Genomic DNA, 17,813 nt, shown 5'->3' with positions numbered 1-17,813 from the left:
GGGCGTGAAGTTTTCTCCAACACGCCCTCCTCAACCAAACGACTGATCCGCTTGCGTCCTGGATACATTGAGCTCATCCGCGATTTCGGCGTCGGTTCTCGGCGCTGGCGAGCGCACGATCAGGGCACGCACTGTCGCGAAGAACTCTTCTGCTGGACTCTGTGTAATCGCGAGGCTCGCCACTTCTTCGGGGAACTCGTCACTCGAGGTGCCCTAAAGTGTACGACCACCCAAGGTAACCCCCTCCATGAGGCGGCGCAGCGCAACTTGATAAGGCCGTGGCGCAATCTCTAGAACGCGGGGCGCCTGGGCATCTTCGGGGCTCTGCGATTCGAGACTCGATTCGCGCTACAACAGTGAGGAACAGTCACAGAGAGGGTCGTTCGAAGCTCTCCCGCAGAGCGCGCAGGGCTGGTAGTAGAGACGCTCCAGGTCCTGGACTTTGGGCGGCTGTCGTCGAACGTCGAAATACTCCCGGTGATGCTGATACATCAGCTCGCCGGGGATGAGTGTCGGATCCTTTCGATCAGCAACATTCGATCGAAGCACGAGATCTCCTGGCTCATGGTGGGCGGACTTGCCTGCCGCATCGATGGCATCCCTCCCCGTCTTCCAGGCATGATCCGCAGTCGGAAGGGCCAAGCCAAACTCAAGGTCATGGACCTCTTTCTGATCGAGTCCGCGCTTGTTCAACGAGCGTGCCTGTGCATGCAGGATCAGGTTGTCATCGATCTGGACGTCCAGCTCGAGTCGCTCATGGAAGGGCCGCGCCTTGTCATCGACCTCGACCACCAGGTTCTCGAGTGGGTTTCTCCGGTCATTGGCCAGGACACGGCCTCCGGGGACGACCGGACTGCACAGCTGGAACTTGGCCTTGCCATCGCGCGGATCGGCACAGTAGAGATGAAACTGATCCTGGCAGACCTCTCCCTCGCTCGGCATCATGGCGCCGGCCCGAATGAGCGAGAGATAGGAGTTGCGCGCCAGCAGCAGCTCGACTTGCTTGGCAAGCTGCAAGGCGGCTTTGTCATGCGCGATCCAGGCCGCGCCTTCGGCGATCAGGGTGCCGCTGCGCTCGGAGATCTCGACCCGCTGGGCGCCAAACCATTCATGCAGCCGAGAGCGGATCGCGGGCATGTTGGCCATGCCGCCAGTCGCCAAGCAGCCAGCGATCTGAGCGGGCGAGACGTCAGCGGTGTCGAGCAGTTTGGCAATCCGATTGAGGCCCTTGTTGAGCAGGGGGCTGACGATCTCCTCCAGCTCATCGCGCGTCAGCCGATAGTCGAGATCCTCGTCGGCAACGCCCTGGAAGAAACCAGGGACATAAATCGCAACGCTGGTGCGCTCGGAGAGGTCGATCTTGGCGCGCTCGCAGCGATGCAAGAGTCGCGTCAGCGCATCCGGATTGATCCGTGTCGCGTCATCCAGGCCGCGCTGCTCGAGAACGCGTTTGACGACTTCGTTGCGAATGGCTTCATCGAAGGTATCGCCCCCGACCTCATCCGTGCCGTCATTGCGATTCTGGACCAGCATCCCGTCCGTCAGGCGGCACAGCGTCAGATCGAGCGTCCCACCACCCCAGTCGAAGACGAGCATGAGCTTGCGGTCGTAGCGTCGCAGAGCCGCCGCCAGATCGCTTTGCGAGCGGAAGAAACCATAGAGCGCGGCCAGAGGCTCATGCACGAACTGAACGATGCGGATGCCCGCCAAACGGAAAGCATCTCGCAATGCCGCGCGCCGACGTCCTTCCATATTGACCGGAATCGTCACCACGGCGCCCGCAATCCTACGTAGATCGCGGCTTCGGCTGCCTTGTGCTTCGGCCGAGACATAGGCCACGACATCACGCACGATATCGACCGGATTACGCTCGACACCTTCAATAAAGGCACTGTCCCGTCCGAGCAGGACCTTGGGTGAGCGCACTACATTGCCTTTGACACCGAGACCCGCCTCGCCCAAACGCTCCTTGGCCGCGCGCCCCACGATGGTTTGAGCCCCCTCATAACAAACCACTGAGGGCACGGGCAGACCCTGATCATCCAGAAAGTTGATGGCCCGTTCCCCTTGGATTAAGGAGATCAGGCTGTTAGTCGTCCCAAAATCGAATCCCACCACACTCATTGTCAGTCCTCCGACTCCAACTCCTTCAACTCCCGCTGCAAGGCCCCGAGTGCCCGCTCGGCATGATCGTCCATCACATGGACCTTGGGTGGATCACGACGAAGCGCCTGCAATCCCTCCGTGAGCAAGTGGGTTTCCGCCTTGAGACGTCTCACCACCCGCGTCCGGAGTTGCTCGATGTCATCACGGAGATGGGCACGGGTGTGTGCATGCCGCTCGCGCTCCAGGCTCAATGTCTGATCCAGCTCGGCGAGCTGTTGATCTCGCTCCGCCAGACGCTGTCGCAATTGCTCGACCGACGCTTCGAGCGTCGTAACACGCTCTAAGGCGGAATCGCGTGCGAGGTTCGCCGTCTTCGCCACCCGCTCTTGCTGATCGGCTTGTTTCTCGAAAGCGGAGCACGCCAGGCCGAGTCCCGCGAGATCCCGAATCTCCGTCAACGCGCGGAAGCGGTGAGCTCCGTCCTCGCTCTCGGGGATCTGTCGTTTCCAGAACTTGGCGTAGAGGAACTGGCTCAATTGCTCGGGCGACCAGCTGCGCTTTTCGACAAACCAGAGTCCCACACAGTAAGCCGCGTTGGCGCGCAACTCGATCAGCTCTCTTGGCTTCAACGCCTCTTCTCGAGCCAGGTCGGCCTCGACCAAGTGCGCCAGAGCGGATTCAGATTCGGGTGAGTTCAGCGGGTTGCTCAGCACTGGAGCGATGAAGGTGAGATGCGCCTCAAGGACAGATCGGACGAAGCTGAGAATCTCGTCCCTGAGCTTCGGATGGCCTCGGATCTCTCGAACTGTCAACAACAATTGGCACGGAACGGCGAGTAGAACATCTCCCTTGGCCAGCGCCATCAGCCGCGAGCGCGCTTCATCACTCAGCTGCGGTCCCAAGGCAATTGCTTCTTCGACCTTCGGCTTGAGGGCTATCCGCTTACCCTGCCGGGAATAGGCGTACGCGAGGAACTGCTCCAAGGTCTCGATGGGTGGGTTGGTTTTCGCCTGAGAATCTGCAGACGGCTTTTTTCTGTCCGGTGCCGCGTCCTTGAGTGATGCATCTCGTCCTGGCACCTCAGGGATCTCTTCAGCGGAACGCCTCGGCAAGCTCTCAGCGGTTGTGTCGCTGGTGATTGCCGCTGCCGCAGGCCGTGATCCCTCTCGCAAGGTTCCCACCGAATTGGCCGGTTTGCCTCTGGTCACCTTACCAGTCGCCTTATTTCGAATGATTGGGCCGTTCTCGGACATGCTGTTAGCTCGTTTCGCCCACGCGGACCAAGAGTCGCTCGGCCCAGTCGCCCAGGGCTTGGTTGTTTCTCAGTTCCTGCAGGTGGCGCTTGGCCCCCGACACGCGTCCTTGAGACGCATACAGCTCGGCAAGCAGGACTCGCAGCTTCGTCCGATCGAATTCTGCCAGATCAGAGCGCGCCATGGCCTCCATGTCGTCGATCTGAGGAAGCAGTGCTTCTGGTGAGGCAACACCCCACTGAAGCAGTCGTTCAGCCTCGAAATCTGTCAAGAGCCGCTCCAACGCTTCAGTGCGCGGGCGGAACGGAAGTTGATCTGCCGCCGAAAGATCACCGGCGATCCACCGCTCAAAGCGCCCGGACGCCACATCGACTCGGTTGACCTCGCCAACGTCGAGACAGGGGGAGAAGTGGTTGAAGTGAAAGGCGATCAAGGCGCAGATGACGCGTGCCAAAGGACGCTCGATATCCTGCAATGCATCGACGGCCCGGTTGAACTTCTCGCGATACTGAGCGTAAGGCAACGAGGATTCCGGCGAGCGCTCCTTGACCAAGACCCCATAGAAGTACTCACAAATGCCGTCGCAGTATCCCATGGCCGTCGGATAACCGCGCGACATGGTGATGAAATCCTCGACGGCTCGACGATCCAGGCGGCCACGCCGAGCCACATCGAGAAAACAGCGGTCGACGCCTTCAAGATCGGTCAGCGCAGCAATCTCGAACCGGAGCGTAAACTCCGCCGACACATTGTCGTTCGCCAGGCGGATGGTCACGCTATCGTTCCTGATCTCGGCGAGCTGCCGTCCAAGATCCTCGGGTGCGACCAGAGCCCCATTGATCCAGCTGCGTTCGCAGCGGCTCGTCATTACGCTATCTGGATCCAGGCTTCGCGTGATGCGGATGGGTGTCGTACCAGCTTCGACCCCATCCAGCAGCAGAAGCGGCCGATCGTAGGGATGACTTTCAAAGCGGTGGACGCGGAGTGCGTCAGCGCTGAAGAAGGTAGCAGCGCAATGCTGGCAGCGATAGATCTTAGGGCCGAAAGTGAAGGCGCCTTCCAAGCCGGCCGGTTCGTGAAACTCCATATAACCGGTATGCCAGAATCCCATGACTGCTCCTTTATGGAATGCCTTAACGCCGCTTAGGATGAACCAGCGCCTCCGGCTAGCAGATGAATGGCTCAAGAAGGAGACGTAGACGGCTAGCTGAGAAAATCTCTTGCGGCAAATTCGCATTCTAAGGATTCCGACCAAACACGCGATGCGAATAGAGTCACAGCTTGAGTGCTAGATTTGCGCCTAGTCAAGCACGACGGATCAACGACAGACTCGCCGGCTACATATCGCAGGCGTGGTTGACGGCGCAGTGTTGGCGGCTCAGCAATGCCTGGCTCAAGTACCTTGACTGACGTCGCAGATTGCCAATCTGGTGCAGCAGCGCACGGATCTCGGCGAACCGCGGCTCATAAATCTCGATCAGCTCCCGCTCCCATGGCTCGGTGCGGCCGAAGGCGCGCGATGGATAACGATGCCCTGCCCCGCGTGGAATGTAGTCGGTGCGACGCTGGCCCCGCACGCGGAACCACTCGATCAGGAAAACGCCTGGCGCCGAGCGCGGTGACGGCGATCGGCGCACCCGCACCCCGATCGAACCGCGCTCGCGGTAGGGATGCGCGTCACGCTCCCGCAGCATCGATTCGGTGAAGCTCGTCGCCAGCTGGACCGCCTCGTCATGCAACTGCTCGAGGAGCGTCAGGCAGGCTGACTCAACCGCCGCAAGGGGACTGATCCCTTCCGGCTGCCTGCTGTCGTCCAGGTCCCAGTCCCGTGTGTCGTCCGTCGTGCGCTCGAACATGCCCCTCGTCTCTTAGCCCCCATTTTCACCAACCTACTTGGGTGAAACCCAGCGCGGGTTTCACCTCCAAATGTGCTCACGGGGCATCGGATGGTTTCACCTCTTCAGTCCAGCATGAGCGCGTTCGTCGTCAGAAACATCGACGCAACAGACACTTGCACTGGTACCCTGCCATCGACGTTTCACCTCTGCTCGCACGTCTGGACACTGTCACCTCTATCGGCCTCGACCGAACTGCCGACGAAGAAGGTCCGATCAGACGCCCGTTCACCTCTGATGCAGGGCGCTCGCGGTTCACCAGGCGTAATCAGTTGCCGAAACAAGCCGTTGCGTGCAGCGTTCCCCATCGCTGTTTCACGTCCAACAGGACGCCGCGAGGTTTCACCTGCAGCGTGGGGTCGCACTCAAGCGCCACGGGCCGGTCTGGATCGACACGGCCGATCAGCCGCAACGGGCTCCGAGCCTAACGGGAGCGTGCCGGCGCGTCAGCCAAGAACGGTGCCTTGACGGGGTGACGGTAGTCGCCGGACATGTTGTGAGGTGGCGATTAAGATCGAGCGCAATGACTCAACGCGAAGAGAGCTGTGCACGTTGGGAAAGGGCCGGATTGGACAGGAAAAGACACGGCGGACAGGCAACGGACAACCCAGGGACGCCGACGGATCTTGGCTCGCGCCCTTCGAGCGTCTTCTTCGGTGGAGCCAGCTGAAGGAATGCACCAACAGCCACGCACTCGGAATGAGGTCACCCGCATGACCGACACCACCGACCCGGTTCAGCTGCTCGCGCATCTGGCGCGCGATCAGTCCGACCGCCCCCAAAGTGCCCGCGTCTACATCCAGCAGCACCAGGTGGCGATCCTCCAGGCGCTCACGGCCGGCTACAGCGGAACCGACCTCTATCAGGCGCTCTCCACGTTGGGCGATCCGCCACCCATGAGTCTGCGGCACTTCCGCCGCTACCTGGTGAGCCTTCGACAGGTGGTCAACAAGCCGGTCGCCACACCGAGCAAGCCGCCCACACCTCAGCTCACCCCGAAACCGGCCCCCTTGGAGCCTATCCAGCGCTCGCGCCCACCGCCGCTCGGCGAGCCACCCAAGACCTTTCGCTGGGATCCGCTCACCGACGACTCGGACATCGACTAGCGTCGAGGCGGTTCCCGATCGCCCCACTCCTTCATGAGGACTCATTCCATGTCGATTCTCTTTCTCACCCTCCAGGCCAAGGGGGGTGTCGGCAAGAGCTATGTCTCCTCGATCCTGGCGCAGTATCTCCAGGAGCGCGGACAGCCAGTGCGCTGTATCGACACCGACACCACCAATCCGACCCTGCTGCGCTACCGCCCGCTGCAGTGCGAGTATCTCAAGCTCGCCGAGGAGCATGTCGTCAACCCGCGCGCCTTCGACCAGCTGGTCGAGAGTCTCACCGCCGCGGAGGAGACCGCGCACTTCGTCGTCGATGTCGGCAGCAACGGCTTTCAGCCGTTTATGGCCTATGCCGTGGAGAATGATCTCTTCACCCTGCTGGAAGGATTGGGCGTGCGGGTGATCATCAACTCCGTGATCGCCGGAGGCCCCGATGTGGCCGAGACGCTGAGCAGCACCAAGGCGGTCCTGGATCATACCCGCGTACCCACCCTGATCTGGCTCAATGCCCATCTTGGCGCCTTGGAGCACCGCGGCCGCCCGGTCACCGAGCTCGAGTTTTTCCGGGCGTTCGAGGAGCGCATCCTGGGCTGGATTACCCTGGCGAAGTACCCTGCCACGACCTTCGGGCAGGATGTCGAGCAGATGCTCCGGCAGCGCTGGACCTTCGACGAGGCCATCGCCCACCTGCGACTGATGCCGCAGACGCGCCTGCGCCGGGTCAAGCAGGATCTCTGGGCGCAGTTGGACGTCATCTTTGCCACCAGCTGAGCCAGGGATCGGCGAGAATGCCGCCTTTCCAACTCAGGGTCACCCGGATGTCCTCTCCCGATCTGCTCGGTTATGCGGCCGCCGCTCTCACCACCACCGCCTTCATCCCACAGGTCGTGAAGACCCTGCGCACCCGCGACACCCGAGCGATCTCGCTCGGGATGTATCTGCTCTTTTCCGCCGGTGTCGCCTTATGGGGAATCTACGGAGTCCTGCTCGCCGCCTGGCCGATCATTCTCGCTAACGGGGTAACACTGCTGCTGGCCCTGGTCGTGCTGGCCTACAAGCTCACTGAATCCAGGCGCGCGTGAGGCGCCTCCTCCATCGACGATCGCCGCCTACCGCCGAAAGCTGCCCGCATCCAATCCCGCGTCTGTCGCTCAAACGACAGCGCCGACAACCCTGATTCAGGGTTGTCGGCGCGGAAAGGTTAAAGCGCTCGCGGAGACACCCTCCGATGACGCGCGAGGGCCACGCCGCAGGCGAGCTGCGCTTAGAGAAGCCCCTGCTCGGCCAAGGAGGTGCAGGTTTCCCCGACGATGAGGTGATCGAGCATCCGAACGCCGACGAGACTCAGGGCGTCCCTCAGGCGCTGCGTGAGAGCCCGATCGCTCTGACTGGGCTCGCTGAGACCACTTGGATGGTTATGGAACAGCAAGCAGGCGCCCGCATTGGCACGAAGTGCCTGCTTGACGACTTCGCGGGGGTGGACCGTCGCCCCGTCCAGGGTACCGCGGAACAGCTCGTCAATGGCGAGGACCCGGTGTCGGTGGTCGAGCCAGACTACCCCGAAGACCTCGTGCTCGAGGGTGCCCAGGCGCAGTTGGAGATAGCGTTGCGCCAAATCCGGCGAGGTCAGCGCCTGCGGGTCTTGGATGCGCCGCATCCGACGCTCGAGGATGGCCATCGCCTGGCGGATGAGCACGTCTTCATCCGCGCGGGCGCGGTCGATCGGGATGGTGCCTCGCGCAACGAGGTGCAGCGCGGGTGTGGTTGGTGCATTGCTCATGATCTTCTCCAGAAGGCAGGGGAAGACGCATGGCCCCCCGAAGGAGTCGATACGCTCCCCAGGGGATGATGAAAGGCCGGACGACCGGCCGGTGGTGCGCGAACACTTGGTGAATCGCTTGCGCAAGCGATGGACGGCGCCCCCCATCGGGGTGACCAACGAAAGCCTTTCCGCTCGACCGCCCGCGCTTGGCGACGGAGGGGACAGGCTCCGGGGACAAACCCCGGAGCCGCGCGATCACGATGGATCGCTTCAGAACAAGCTGAGTTGCTCACCCCAGCAGCCGGCCAGGGCCGGACTGGAGCACGTGGTGGTCACTTCGGGCACCGGCGTCGCGACAACGGGTAAGGCGTCCGGATCGCCCCATTGGGACTCGAGCCGAACCGCCACCAGCGTCTCGAACAGCTCGCCGCTCAAGGAATTGCCGTGATCGACTCGTAGCTCGCCCAGAGAGCCATGCAAGACGGCGTTGGCGAGCAGTTGCGTCGCCGTCATGGCGGCGCAGAGCGGGTCCAGATCGACCGCAGTGAGCGAGAGTCGATTCAACGCCGCACGGCCGTGCCGCTTGAGCACGACCTGACAGAGTGCGAGCAGCATCACCCCCGAGCCCGCCGCCGGCTCCAGCACCCGGATCAGGGTGCCGTCGGTGGTCAGGCGGTCGTCCAGATCGGCCAGTTGAAGCTCGGCCATGCAGCTTGCGACCGCGGGCGGGGTAAAGAACTGACCGAGCCAGCGTTGCTGGCCCCGGGAACTCAGCTCCATGTAGACGGCGCCCAAGAGGTCCGTCCAGGGATGCTCGGCCACCAGGGCGGCGTAGGTGCGGCTGAGCTGAAAGAGCCGCTCATGGCGCTCCTCATCCCAGGGCTGCGCGAGCCGCCGACCGAAGCCGGCGAGCACGTCCTGGCACAGGAAGGTCAGCCACTCGTCGGGCCGATAGCGGTGCCCGCGGTTGGCGAGGGTTTCGAGCTCGCGCGCAAGGACGCGAGCGGGAGGGTCGTGGAGCATGAGGCGTTCCTCGTCGAAGAGAGGGACGCCCCCCATGGGGAGACGTCCCCATGGGGTGCATCCGGCAGATGCCGGCGTGGTTGGTTGGATGGTTGAGAGGCGGGTGCGCTCAGGCGACCAGCAGCCGCTCGGCGAGGCCGAACAGCGCCTGTTTCAGATCCCCAGCCTCCTGCACACGGGTTCCGACGCGGAACAGCGCCGAGACGTCGCAGGCGATGCCGATGCCGACCGGCTCGATGCCGCTGGCCTCGCACAGGCCGAGGATCTCGACGGCGGCGGCCCAGTCGTTCGGCACCCCGTCGGTCATCACCAGGATGACGCGCCGGGTCTCGGGGCGCAGGGTCAGATCCGCTGCCGCGTACCAGAGCGCTTGGGCGAGTGGTGTACCGCCGCGCGGGCCTTGCTGGAAGGCCCCGGCCCGCTGGCGAACCGACTGTCCGTGCTGGACCAACCGGGTGATGCGCTCTTCGTCGCCCCCGAGCCCCGGAAAGGCGCTGACCGCCACCGAGACACCGGGGATGCGCTCCAGGGCCAGAGCAACAGCCAAAGCCGATTCCAAGGCAACCCGAAAGGCCCGTCGTCCGGAGGACGTGGGGTTGTTCATCGAGCCCGACAGGTCCACCAGCAGATGGAAGGCCGTATTGGGCGCGACTCGCTCACGTCGCCGGGCGAATAGCCGGGCATCCCCGACCCCAGATCGATGCAGCCGTGCTGGGACCAACGTCCGACCGCGACAGACCGCCTGCGGGCGGTCCATCCGGCTCGACTGCACCAAGCCCTGGAGCCGGGCGATCAGCGCCCGCGACGTGGCCTCCACCTGACGGTGCAGCACCTCGCCCAGCCGTGGATGGCACGACGCCTCCTCGGCGACCGGAAGCTTGGACAGACTGAAGCCCGCGTCTCCCGAGTGACTGATCATCACCTGACGGGCACGGCTGAACAGATCATCCGCCAGGTCACCCTCGCCGGCGGCGAGGACGCGCTGGAGTGGACCGCCCGAAGCTGGATCGCCTGCCCCTTGAGCGCTGGATTCGGAGCCGGCGGCCCGAGCCATTGAATCAGCGGCTGGATCGGCGTACTCGGTGCCAGGCGTGCTGGCTGAGCCGCTACCTTCAGGCAAACGATCCGGTGCTCCAGAGTCGGACTGATCCCCGTCCGTTTCAGCGCCCGCATCCTGGCGAACCTCACTCTCAGCACTCGCCTCATCGTCACCGGCAGACGAAGACGTCGGATCGGCAGCATCGTTCGGCGCCCCTTCTTCTCTAGCCCCGTCAGGCTCCTGGTTCTCCTGGGTCGGCTCGTCGTCCCTGGGGGGCACTCCAACATCGGTCCCTGCGTCGACGGCTTGACTGTCGCCGTCGTCTGACTCCGTCTCAGCGTCAGCATCCGAGGACGGCACCTCGGTCGGCTGCGGCGCCTGCGCCTCGGCATCCAGCAACTGCTGGATGCGCTCAGCGAGGTCCGCCGCCTCGGCGGTGGAGCGCAAGCCCCGCACTTCGGTGAGAAGTCCGAGGAGCCGATGCACCAGCGCGGCGGGAAAGGTCTGCCGCAGCACCCGCTCGGCCTGCTGGGCCGGTTGGGAGAGTGCCTGCTGGCCCAGCACCCGATGGCGCAGGATCAGCAGCAGCGCCGCCGTGAGGATCTGCGCCGGATGGTCGTCGAATTTCGGCGGCTCCAGCTGCCCTTCGGCGCGCATCCAGTCGATCACCCGCGCCAGGGTCGCCTCGGTGCCGGGATAGTCCCGGCGGATCGCCAGCTCGATGCGGATATCTTCCAGGAGGTTCAACAGGTAGCGGCGAACCGGAGAGTGGCCGGCCGCGGCCTGGTAGACCACCATGTCGGTATGGCGCACATGGCTCGCCTCGTGGGCCAGCAGGCCCCAGGCGACCGGGCGCAGGTGGGAATCCGCCGGCAGATCCGGCAGCCAGATGGTCTGTCCATCGGTCGCGGCCTGCTGACCGCCGACTTGGACCTGAACACCGAACTTGCGACCCAACGCGGTCGCGACGATCGGCATGGCGTTCTTGAGTGTCGTGCTTGTCATGGTGTGGCTCCATGCTGGGAGGCGCACCTGCCCCACTGGGGCAAGGCGTGCCCCGATGGGGAAAAGGCCGATCCAAGGACCGGCCGTTGGTGGATGGTCCCGAAGGGCCGTTCGATGGTTTAGAAGAAGCAGTCCTCCTCGAATAGCTCGGAGGATTCGGTAGGCTCAGCCGGAAGCGTTGCGCACGCATTTGCATCGGCCGACTGGCGTGACGTGACCAAAGGCCGCGCATCAGGTGTCGGCACCGCGATCAGCGACGGGCTCTCGGAACCGATAACCGGATCAGACATCTCCGTGTCGAAGACACCCAGATCCGCCTCATCAGCCTCGGGGACGTTGGCCGCTGGGCTGCCCTGCTCCACCGGCTCGACGTCTGCCGGCTCAGCCGGAAGGTCTCCCGCCTCGCCCGCCAGGATGCCGGCCCCATGCCGTGCCAGGCGATCTTCATCGCGCAGCAGCAGCCAGAGTCCGAAGCCCTCACGGAACAAGGCCCCGGTGATGGGTCCCGAGCGCGGCACCCGGCGCAGAAACCCCTCCAGGGGCTCAAGTACCGGTGGAATGCGTGGATCCACGAAGGAGAGCACCGCGAGCTTGTCGCGCACCCGGCGAAAGGTGCCGAGCGCGCGTTGGCTCATCTGCGTCTGGCCGACCAGGCTCTTCTCCAGATCCCGCGCGATCTGCGCGATCTCGTGGAAGATGGAGCCGCCAAGCTCGGCGGCGTCCTCGGCCAGGGTGCCCGGATGGTCGTCCGCCGGGCGGATGACCAGCGGTCGGTAGCGAAAGGCGAAGCGGGTGGCGACCCGGCTCGCGGGCTCTACCGCCTCGCGCAGCTGCCGCTCCCAGTGCGGGTGGCGGTTGATCCAGTCGGCGATCTCGTGGTCGTAGCCGCCGAGAAAGGACTGGACCTCCTGCTCGAAGGCTCCTTTGATCCGCTCGAGCTCGGCGCTGAGCCCCGGCACCTGATCGTTCGGGACCAGGAAGCCGCCGAGGAAACGGGTCCCGACCTTGAGGCAGGCCCGCTCGGCCTGGCCCTTGAGGGTCTGGAAGACCCGCAGCGCCTCGGGGTTGCAGATGCGCTTAGAGCCCCAGTGGACCAGCTCCTCGGAGGGGATGTCCGCGTCGGCAAGGCCCAGGTCCTCGGGCCGCAGCTTTTTGCGCCCGCCCCAGATGGGGATCGAGAGCGAGATGAGTGTCATGGCCTCGGTGAGGGTGATGACGGGGTTGGTGTCGGTGGTCATGTGGCGTCTCCGGACCACGGGCACGCCTGCACCACCCCGCTGGGCAGTGACAGACGCCCAGCGGCATTGGGTTGATGGATGTGGTTGAGGATGTGTGGTGAGGGGTCAGAACCAGTCGTCGGCGATCCCGGTTTCGACCTCGGAGAGGTCGATGGCTGGACTGACGTCAACTCCGGGAATCCCCGGAGTTGAGGCCAACACTGGCTCCAGCAGCCGTCCCTGATCGTCGAGCCGGTGCTCGCCGAGCAGGACATAGCCCTTGCGCAGCTTCTGCTGAAGGGTCTGTCCGATCCGACCGAGCGCCGAGGCCGGATAGGTCTTGCGCTGCGCGAGCCGCCCCGCCGGTCCCCACCGCACGGTGAGGGTCCGGCCGGGATCCTCCCGCCAGGCCCAGTCCTTGGCCCGACCGTCGGGATGGTGGTAGCGATAGATGCGGAAGGCCCCGCTCATGCCGGGGTGCCTCCGCTCCACAGATCCCCCATCACGTCGGCCGCGATGCGGTGGATCGCCTCGCGCTGCTCGGGATCGGCCCGAGCGGTGAGCGCTTGCTCCAGTGCGAAACGAATCGGCTGGGGCGCGCCCCGAAAGGTCAACGCCAGACGTGCCCAGCGCACCAGGGTGCGGGTGGACAGCGTCACCGTCAGCTCCGCCCCGGCCCCTGACTCGGACTCGCCCTCGCCCATGAACAAACGACGGACCTCGTTGGCCACGGCGATCAGCTTCTCGCCGACCGCCTGCGGCAGGCTCGGCACCGCGCGCTCCAAGACACCCAGCTCGACCTCAGGCTCCAGATAGCCGACCGCGAGCACCCGGAAGCGATCGAGGAAAGCCAAGTTCTGGCGCAGCACCCCTTGGTAGAGTCCGGTGGTATCGCCTGCACCGGCGGAGTTGCCGGTGGCGAAGACGCGGAACTTGGGGTGCGGTCGGATGACCTCACCGCCGTTCTGAGGGATGACCAGGGGATGGCCCTCGATCACGTCGTTGAGCCCCGCGAGCTCGGCCGGGTCCATGAGGTCGATCTCGTTCAGGAGCAGGAGGTGGCCCTCGCGCAGCGCCACGGACAGAGGTCCATGGACGAAGCGGGTCGAGCCCTCGCAGAGCACGAACTGTCCGATGAGATCGGAGAGTTCCATGCGCCCGTGACAGGTCACGGATTGCACCGGCCAGTTGAGCCGGTTGGCGACCTGGCAGACGAGCGAGGTCTTGCCGCTGCCGGTGGGACCGGTGAGCAGAAAGGCATCGCCTGCGGGATCGCGCAGGAAGGCGATAATCCCGGCGAGCCCCTGGCGAAACACATAGGGCGTCGCCGGGGGGATGTGCGGATGCGTGGCATCCGCGAAGCCTTCGATACTGAGCCCCTTGGGGGCCTTGACGCCGAAGGCCTGTGCGACATTGAACAGCTGGGTGGTCATGCGTCGTCTCCGGTTGAGGGAGAGACGCCGCCCCCGGAGGGAAAGGATCTCCCCTCGGGGTGGTGGTGAGCCGGACCGCGGTCCGGGCGGTGATGCGCGCGTTACTTGTGGATCGCCCGCGCGGGCGATGGGGTGGTTGCTCGGTCGGAGCAACCAGGGAAAGCCTCTCCCTTGGGGATCCTGGGGATCGCCAGGGGAGAAGCCTCCCGGAAGGACGGGAGGACTCGGTTGCGATGGTGTGATGGCAGCATGGACCGGGGAGCCAGGTGGCTGCCCCGACCCGCTGTATCCGCACTCAGAAGTAGCCGAAGACGATGTCGCCTTCTTGGGCGTTGCTCTCCGCCTCATCAGCGGCTTCAGCCGCTGGCTCGGTTGCCTTGCGCCGTCGGCGCTTGGCGCGTGACGGCGGATGGCCTTCCCCAGCCGCGACCGTCTGCTCCGAGTCGGCACCCTCCTCCCCGTCGGCGTCATTGACCTTGAGGGTCACCTTCACCCGGGTGGTGCTCGGCCGCCGATGGGCATCCAACACCGCCGGATCCAGGTCGGGAGCGATCTCGGCCAGAAGGTCCGGATAGTCGACGCTCCCACGTTGGCGGTAGCGCAGCACCTGCACCCCGTCCTGCTCCGCCAGAAGGTACTCGCCCATGAGCGCGACCAGACTCGACTGGGCCTCGCTCAGTTGGCCTTTGACGGCCTTGAGGGTTGTCTCCAGCCGGCGGACTTCGGCCTCGGCGGTGCGGTAGGCGTGCGCGTGGCGCTGCCATTCGATCTGTTGCTCGCCCTGCGGGACGAAGTGATCCCGTGCGGGATCCGGCGTCGGCGCTTGTCCGCTTGCCATCATCTCGGCGAAGCGCAGACAGGCCGGCACCAATTCCTGCTCGATGAAGTCCGCCTCGCGGAGGATCTCGAATTCGAGCGGGTTGACCTTGGGCTTGACCGGATCGAACACCAGCCAGCCGCGCGCGGCCTCGGCCACGTAGCACTGGAACTGGACCTGCACCCAGTAGAGTCGATAGGCCAGGCTCGCCTGACCGTGCTGCGCGACCTCGTCCCAGGTCTTCTGGCCCGGGACTTTGAGCTCGACCGGCTCGCCGGTCTCGGTCAGTCCGTCGAAGGAGCAGCGCAGGAGCCGATGGGTCTCGGACTCGGCGCAGACTGGCAGCAGCCAGGTCTGATGACGTTCCTCGAACCCACGACGGGCGTTGTCCTCGCATTGGATGCCGCGCTGGACGAAGGGGTTCTGCGACAGATCCGCAGGCGCGCAGAGCCCGGTCTTCTCGGCCCACAGGCGCCAAGGGGTTTGGTAGGGCGAGCGCCCCAGGATGACGGCCGCCTCGGAGGCGGTGACACCCTGGGCGCGCCAGGCGAGCCACGCGGGGCTGCGTTGTGAGAGGTTGATGATCTTCATGGGGGTGTCTCCAAACAACAGGGACACCCACCCCAAGGGACGGATGTCCCCTGGGGGTCAGACCGGCACGCCGGTCGATGGCTTGAATCAGGCTGCCTGGGCCGCCTGGCGGTCGTCCTGCTCGGCACGGGCCAGCTCGGCCAGCGCATAGCGGAGGATCTCGCCCTGGAAGCGTTGCTGGAAGTAGTCCTGGGCCGAGGCCCAGGCGCGGCTCTTGGTCGCGCGCTGAATCAGCCCCTCGATTTGGCTCAGGGTCGCCTCGTCGAGTGTCGGGATCGCCGCCGCGGTGGGCTCACGATCCGGCACAGCCGCGTTCGGTCGCGGGGTCGTGCCCGTGGGTGGCACGGTCTCCGCCATGACAACCAGGTCGCCATCGATCGGCTTACCGGCCATCTCCTCAGCGGTGTAGCCCGCTTCCTCGGGAAAGGCGGCGCGCAGGCTGGCCGCCTTGGCGCATTTCAAGAGCTGCCCGCGCGGGCGCTTGACCCACATGGCCGTGGGCACCTCGCCGCCGCCCATCCGGGCATAGCTCTCTTCCCAGAACACCGTCTCGGTGAAGGGACAGCGCGTATTGCCGACGAGGCGATAGACGGTGACCTCGCACCAGGCGGGAAAGCTCACCTGGATCTGCAACTCCTGCCAACCGTCGTCGGTCTTGGCTCGACCGGCAAAGGTGCGCGCGACCTCGGGGCCGAAGCGCGCCGGATCCATGCCAGCCCATTGGCCGGTGCGCGCGGCGGTGGTCTGGACCTCGGCGATGCCGGGCCAGACGGTCTCGACCTCGCGGGCGAGGGTGCGGTTCCACATGGGGACGACATGGACCGGGCGTTTCATGATGTCCAGTCCGCGCGCCTGGCAGTAGCGCACCGCCAACTGCACGCCTTCAACGGTCTTGGCCGACGGAAAGATGGACTCGACCAGGACCTGCCAGGTGGCGGCATCGAGGCCGATGTCGGCGAGCGCCTGTTGGCTGATGGCGAGCCGGCAGGCGGGGAGAGTGGTGGGTTGGGTGGTCTTGGGCATGATGCCTCCGGATCAAAGGGGGCACCAGGCCCCTGAGGGCAAGGATGCCCCGTGGGGTGAAGGGTCAATGGGATCGATCCGCGCGATGAGGGAGACCCTCAGAACGCAATGGCGTCGTCGAAGTCGGGTGCGGGTATCTGCCCGGCACGACCGCGCGGTGGCGTCTGTCGACGACGGCTGGCAGGTGACGAACGCGTCGGCTGAGCCGTCGCTGCGACCCGACCATTGAGCATCAGCAGCGTGCCGCCGCTGTCGATGACGACCTCGGCGACACTGCGCTCGCGCCCGTCCTGCGCCTGGTATTGACGCGCGCGCAGCTTGCCTTCGGCATAGACTCGGGAGCCGCTGTGCAGGGACTGACCGACGATCTCGGCCAGGCGGCCGAAGATGACAATACGATGCCATTCGGTGCGCTCGCGGGTCTCGCCGGAGGGCTTGTCGGTCCAGGTCTCGCTGGTGGCCAACGAGAGGTTGGCAACGGAATCGCCGCTCGGCAGGGCTTGAACCTCGGGGTCCGCACCCAGATGGCCGATCAAGGTGACCTTGTTGATGCTTCGGGACATGGCGTCTGCTCCGTTCGATGGATTGGAGAGACGCACGCCCCGGTCGGGGAACGCGGCGCTCCCCGGTGGAGGATGACCGGGACAAGGCCGGTCGGTGATGCGCGGAGGCTTGTGGATCGCGTCCGCTCGCGATGGAACGACCAGCCCTGAGGTTGGTCGTGTCAGAATGCGTGTGGTCGTCTGGCCGGTGGGTCTCGCGATGGGCGAGCGTCAACGGACAGGCCGCGCCTGGAGTGACTCTGGCACAGGCAGGACGCTCAGGCGAGCGATCAACCGTCCATCCGAGCGGTGACCGTTCGGGGCTTGGAGGGACTCACCGTTTGAGGAGCAGACAGCTCCCCACGGACCCCACAGATCACCCCATCGATCCAGCCATCCCCACCGAGATCCTCGACCAACTCGGCGCCATCGAGGCCGAACACCAGGTGCGGGTGCTCTATGCCTGCGAATCGGGCAGCCGCGGCTGGGGCTTCGCCTCCCCGGACAGCGACTACGACGTGCGCTTCCTCTATGTCCATGCCCTGCCCTGGTACCTGCAGGTGACGCCGGGGCGCGATGTCATCGAGCGGCCCTTGACGGCAGTGCTCGACATCAACGGCTGGGAGTTGCGCAAGGCGCTGGGCCTGCTGAAGAAGGGCAATGCGACCCTGATCGAATGGCTCGACTCGCCGGTGGTCTACCGAGCAGAGCCGGTCTTCCTGGATGCGTTGCGCACCCTCGCCCACGAGATCCAGCAGCCCGAGCGGTCCTTCCATCACTATGTCCACATGGCCCGGCGCAATCACCGCGAATTCCTCACCCGAGAGCGGGTGCGGCTGAAGAAGTACCTCTATGTACTGCGTCCGTTGCTGGCGACGCTCTGGATCGAGCAGGGACGCGGTCCGGCACCGACGCGCTTCGCGACCCTGGTGGAGGCGCTGATCGGCGATCCAGCACTGCGTGCGGCCATCGATGCGTTGCTCCGGATCAAGCGCTCGGCG

Annotated in this window: 17 protein-coding genes; 4 read left to right on the top strand and 13 right to left on the bottom strand. The window is 65.0% G+C overall.

Features of this window, described 5'->3' with window-relative positions; translation table 11 throughout:
- Positions 1 to 348: 348 nt before the first annotated feature.
- From G3480_RS05985 to mobI, 4 genes are all read right to left on the bottom strand, one after another.
- Positions 349 to 2,124 (bottom strand): Hsp70 family protein, encoded by a 1,776-nt coding sequence (locus G3480_RS05985; RefSeq protein ID WP_164652764.1) that lies wholly within the window; start codon positions 2,122 to 2,124, stop codon positions 349 to 351.
- Positions 2,125 to 2,126: 2 nt separating this feature from the next.
- The gene (locus tag G3480_RS05980) at positions 2,127 to 3,185 is read right to left on the bottom strand and encodes a hypothetical protein (protein WP_164652763.1); all 1,059 of its coding nucleotides are present in this window, start codon (positions 3,183 to 3,185) and stop codon (positions 2,127 to 2,129) included.
- Between the two features lie 178 nt (positions 3,186 to 3,363).
- On the bottom strand, positions 3,364 to 4,470 hold the full coding sequence (locus G3480_RS05975; protein WP_164652762.1) for a hypothetical protein: 1,107 nt from the start codon (positions 4,468 to 4,470) through the stop codon (positions 3,364 to 3,366).
- A gap of 226 nt (positions 4,471 to 4,696) precedes the next feature.
- Complete coding sequence (gene mobI / locus G3480_RS05970) at positions 4,697 to 5,215, bottom strand: conjugative transfer protein MobI(A/C) (RefSeq protein WP_164652761.1); 519 nt, start codon at positions 5,213 to 5,215, stop codon at positions 4,697 to 4,699.
- A 752-nt stretch (positions 5,216 to 5,967) separates the two neighbouring features.
- Between mobI and G3480_RS05965 the strand changes: the two genes are divergently transcribed.
- Genes G3480_RS05965 through G3480_RS05955 form a run of 3 tightly spaced genes read left to right on the top strand, consistent with a single transcriptional unit; the run spans position 5,968 to position 7,442 of the window.
- Positions 5,968 to 6,360 carry a hypothetical protein gene (locus G3480_RS05965; protein ID WP_164652760.1) on the top strand — a complete coding sequence of 131 codons (393 nt, stop codon included), beginning with the start codon at positions 5,968 to 5,970 and terminating at the stop codon, positions 6,358 to 6,360.
- Between the two features lie 48 nt (positions 6,361 to 6,408).
- Positions 6,409 to 7,131 carry a P-loop NTPase gene (locus G3480_RS05960; protein ID WP_164652759.1) on the top strand — a complete coding sequence of 241 codons (723 nt, stop codon included), beginning with the start codon at positions 6,409 to 6,411 and terminating at the stop codon, positions 7,129 to 7,131.
- A 17-nt stretch (positions 7,132 to 7,148) separates the two neighbouring features.
- Positions 7,149 to 7,442 (top strand): SemiSWEET transporter, encoded by a 294-nt coding sequence (locus tag G3480_RS05955; protein ID WP_240905623.1) that lies wholly within the window; start codon positions 7,149 to 7,151, stop codon positions 7,440 to 7,442.
- Positions 7,443 to 7,624: 182 nt separating this feature from the next.
- Here the strand turns inward: G3480_RS05955 and G3480_RS28260 are convergent, their stop codons facing one another.
- From G3480_RS28260 to ssb, 9 genes are all read right to left on the bottom strand, one after another.
- Positions 7,625 to 8,140, bottom strand: coding sequence for a JAB domain-containing protein (locus G3480_RS28260; protein WP_338114073.1), 516 nt, complete (start codon positions 8,138 to 8,140; stop codon positions 7,625 to 7,627).
- A 252-nt stretch (positions 8,141 to 8,392) separates the two neighbouring features.
- A complete protein-coding gene (locus tag G3480_RS05945; RefSeq protein ID WP_240905622.1) occupies positions 8,393 to 9,181 on the bottom strand; it encodes an N-6 DNA methylase in 789 nt (262 codons plus the stop codon).
- 73 nt (positions 9,182 to 9,254) lie between these two features.
- Positions 9,255 to 11,189 (bottom strand): VWA domain-containing protein, encoded by a 1,935-nt coding sequence (locus tag G3480_RS05940; RefSeq protein ID WP_164652758.1) that lies wholly within the window; start codon positions 11,187 to 11,189, stop codon positions 9,255 to 9,257.
- A gap of 119 nt (positions 11,190 to 11,308) precedes the next feature.
- Positions 11,309 to 12,427, bottom strand: a complete 1,119-nt coding sequence (locus G3480_RS05935) for a DUF3150 domain-containing protein (protein WP_164652757.1) — start codon at positions 12,425 to 12,427, stop codon at positions 11,309 to 11,311.
- 105 nt (positions 12,428 to 12,532) lie between these two features.
- The gene (locus G3480_RS05930; RefSeq protein WP_164652756.1) at positions 12,533 to 12,877 is read right to left on the bottom strand and encodes a hypothetical protein; all 345 of its coding nucleotides are present in this window, start codon (positions 12,875 to 12,877) and stop codon (positions 12,533 to 12,535) included.
- Positions 12,874 to 13,839 carry an AAA family ATPase gene (locus tag G3480_RS05925; RefSeq protein WP_164652755.1) on the bottom strand — a complete coding sequence of 322 codons (966 nt, stop codon included), beginning with the start codon at positions 13,837 to 13,839 and terminating at the stop codon, positions 12,874 to 12,876. The genes G3480_RS05930 and G3480_RS05925 overlap by 4 nt, the downstream gene beginning before the upstream one ends.
- Positions 13,840 to 14,134: 295 nt before the next feature.
- Positions 14,135 to 15,247, bottom strand: coding sequence for a YqaJ viral recombinase family nuclease (locus G3480_RS05920; RefSeq protein ID WP_164652754.1), 1,113 nt, complete (start codon positions 15,245 to 15,247; stop codon positions 14,135 to 14,137).
- Between the two features lie 87 nt (positions 15,248 to 15,334).
- Positions 15,335 to 16,270 carry a phage recombination protein Bet gene (gene bet, locus G3480_RS05915; RefSeq protein ID WP_164652753.1) on the bottom strand — a complete coding sequence of 312 codons (936 nt, stop codon included), beginning with the start codon at positions 16,268 to 16,270 and terminating at the stop codon, positions 15,335 to 15,337.
- 98 nt (positions 16,271 to 16,368) lie between these two features.
- Positions 16,369 to 16,833, bottom strand: a complete 465-nt coding sequence (gene ssb / locus G3480_RS05910; RefSeq protein ID WP_164652752.1) for a single-stranded DNA-binding protein — start codon at positions 16,831 to 16,833, stop codon at positions 16,369 to 16,371.
- A gap of 320 nt (positions 16,834 to 17,153) precedes the next feature.
- Between ssb and G3480_RS05905 the strand changes: the two genes are divergently transcribed.
- The coding region (locus G3480_RS05905) for a nucleotidyltransferase domain-containing protein (RefSeq protein ID WP_240905621.1) at positions 17,154 to 17,813 on the top strand (660 nt) is incomplete at its 3' end.

The sequence above is a fragment of the Thiorhodococcus mannitoliphagus genome, assembly GCF_010915725.1.
Lineage (GTDB): Bacteria > Pseudomonadota > Gammaproteobacteria > Chromatiales > Chromatiaceae > Thiorhodococcus > Thiorhodococcus mannitoliphagus.
This window is presented reverse-complemented; position numbering and strand designations above follow the sequence as displayed.

Coding starts and splice junctions, on each gene's coding strand:
- G3480_RS05985 (WP_164652764.1), bottom strand. CDS start 2,124: ATGAGTGTGGTGGGATTCGATTTTGGGACGACTAACAGCCTGATCTCC.
- G3480_RS05975 (WP_164652762.1), bottom strand. CDS start 4,470: ATGGGATTCTGGCATACCGGTTATATGGAGTTTCACGAACCGGCCGGC.
- mobI (WP_164652761.1), bottom strand. CDS start 5,215: ATGTTCGAGCGCACGACGGACGACACACGGGACTGGGACCTGGACGAC.
- G3480_RS05965 (WP_164652760.1), top strand. CDS start 5,968: ATGACCGACACCACCGACCCGGTTCAGCTGCTCGCGCATCTGGCGCGC.
- G3480_RS05960 (WP_164652759.1), top strand. CDS start 6,409: ATGTCGATTCTCTTTCTCACCCTCCAGGCCAAGGGGGGTGTCGGCAAG.
- G3480_RS05955 (WP_240905623.1), top strand. CDS start 7,149: ATGCCGCCTTTCCAACTCAGGGTCACCCGGATGTCCTCTCCCGATCTG.
- G3480_RS28260 (WP_338114073.1), bottom strand. CDS start 8,140: ATGAGCAATGCACCAACCACACCCGCGCTGCACCTCGTTGCGCGAGGC.
- G3480_RS05945 (WP_240905622.1), bottom strand. CDS start 9,181: ATGGGGGGCGTCCCTCTCTTCGACGAGGAACGCCTCATGCTCCACGAC.
- G3480_RS05940 (WP_164652758.1), bottom strand. CDS start 11,189: ATGACAAGCACGACACTCAAGAACGCCATGCCGATCGTCGCGACCGCG.
- G3480_RS05935 (WP_164652757.1), bottom strand. CDS start 12,427: ATGACCACCGACACCAACCCCGTCATCACCCTCACCGAGGCCATGACA.
- G3480_RS05930 (WP_164652756.1), bottom strand. CDS start 12,877: ATGAGCGGGGCCTTCCGCATCTATCGCTACCACCATCCCGACGGTCGG.
- G3480_RS05925 (WP_164652755.1), bottom strand. CDS start 13,839: ATGACCACCCAGCTGTTCAATGTCGCACAGGCCTTCGGCGTCAAGGCC.
- G3480_RS05920 (WP_164652754.1), bottom strand. CDS start 15,247: ATGAAGATCATCAACCTCTCACAACGCAGCCCCGCGTGGCTCGCCTGG.
- bet (WP_164652753.1), bottom strand. CDS start 16,270: ATGCCCAAGACCACCCAACCCACCACTCTCCCCGCCTGCCGGCTCGCC.
- ssb (WP_164652752.1), bottom strand. CDS start 16,833: ATGTCCCGAAGCATCAACAAGGTCACCTTGATCGGCCATCTGGGTGCG.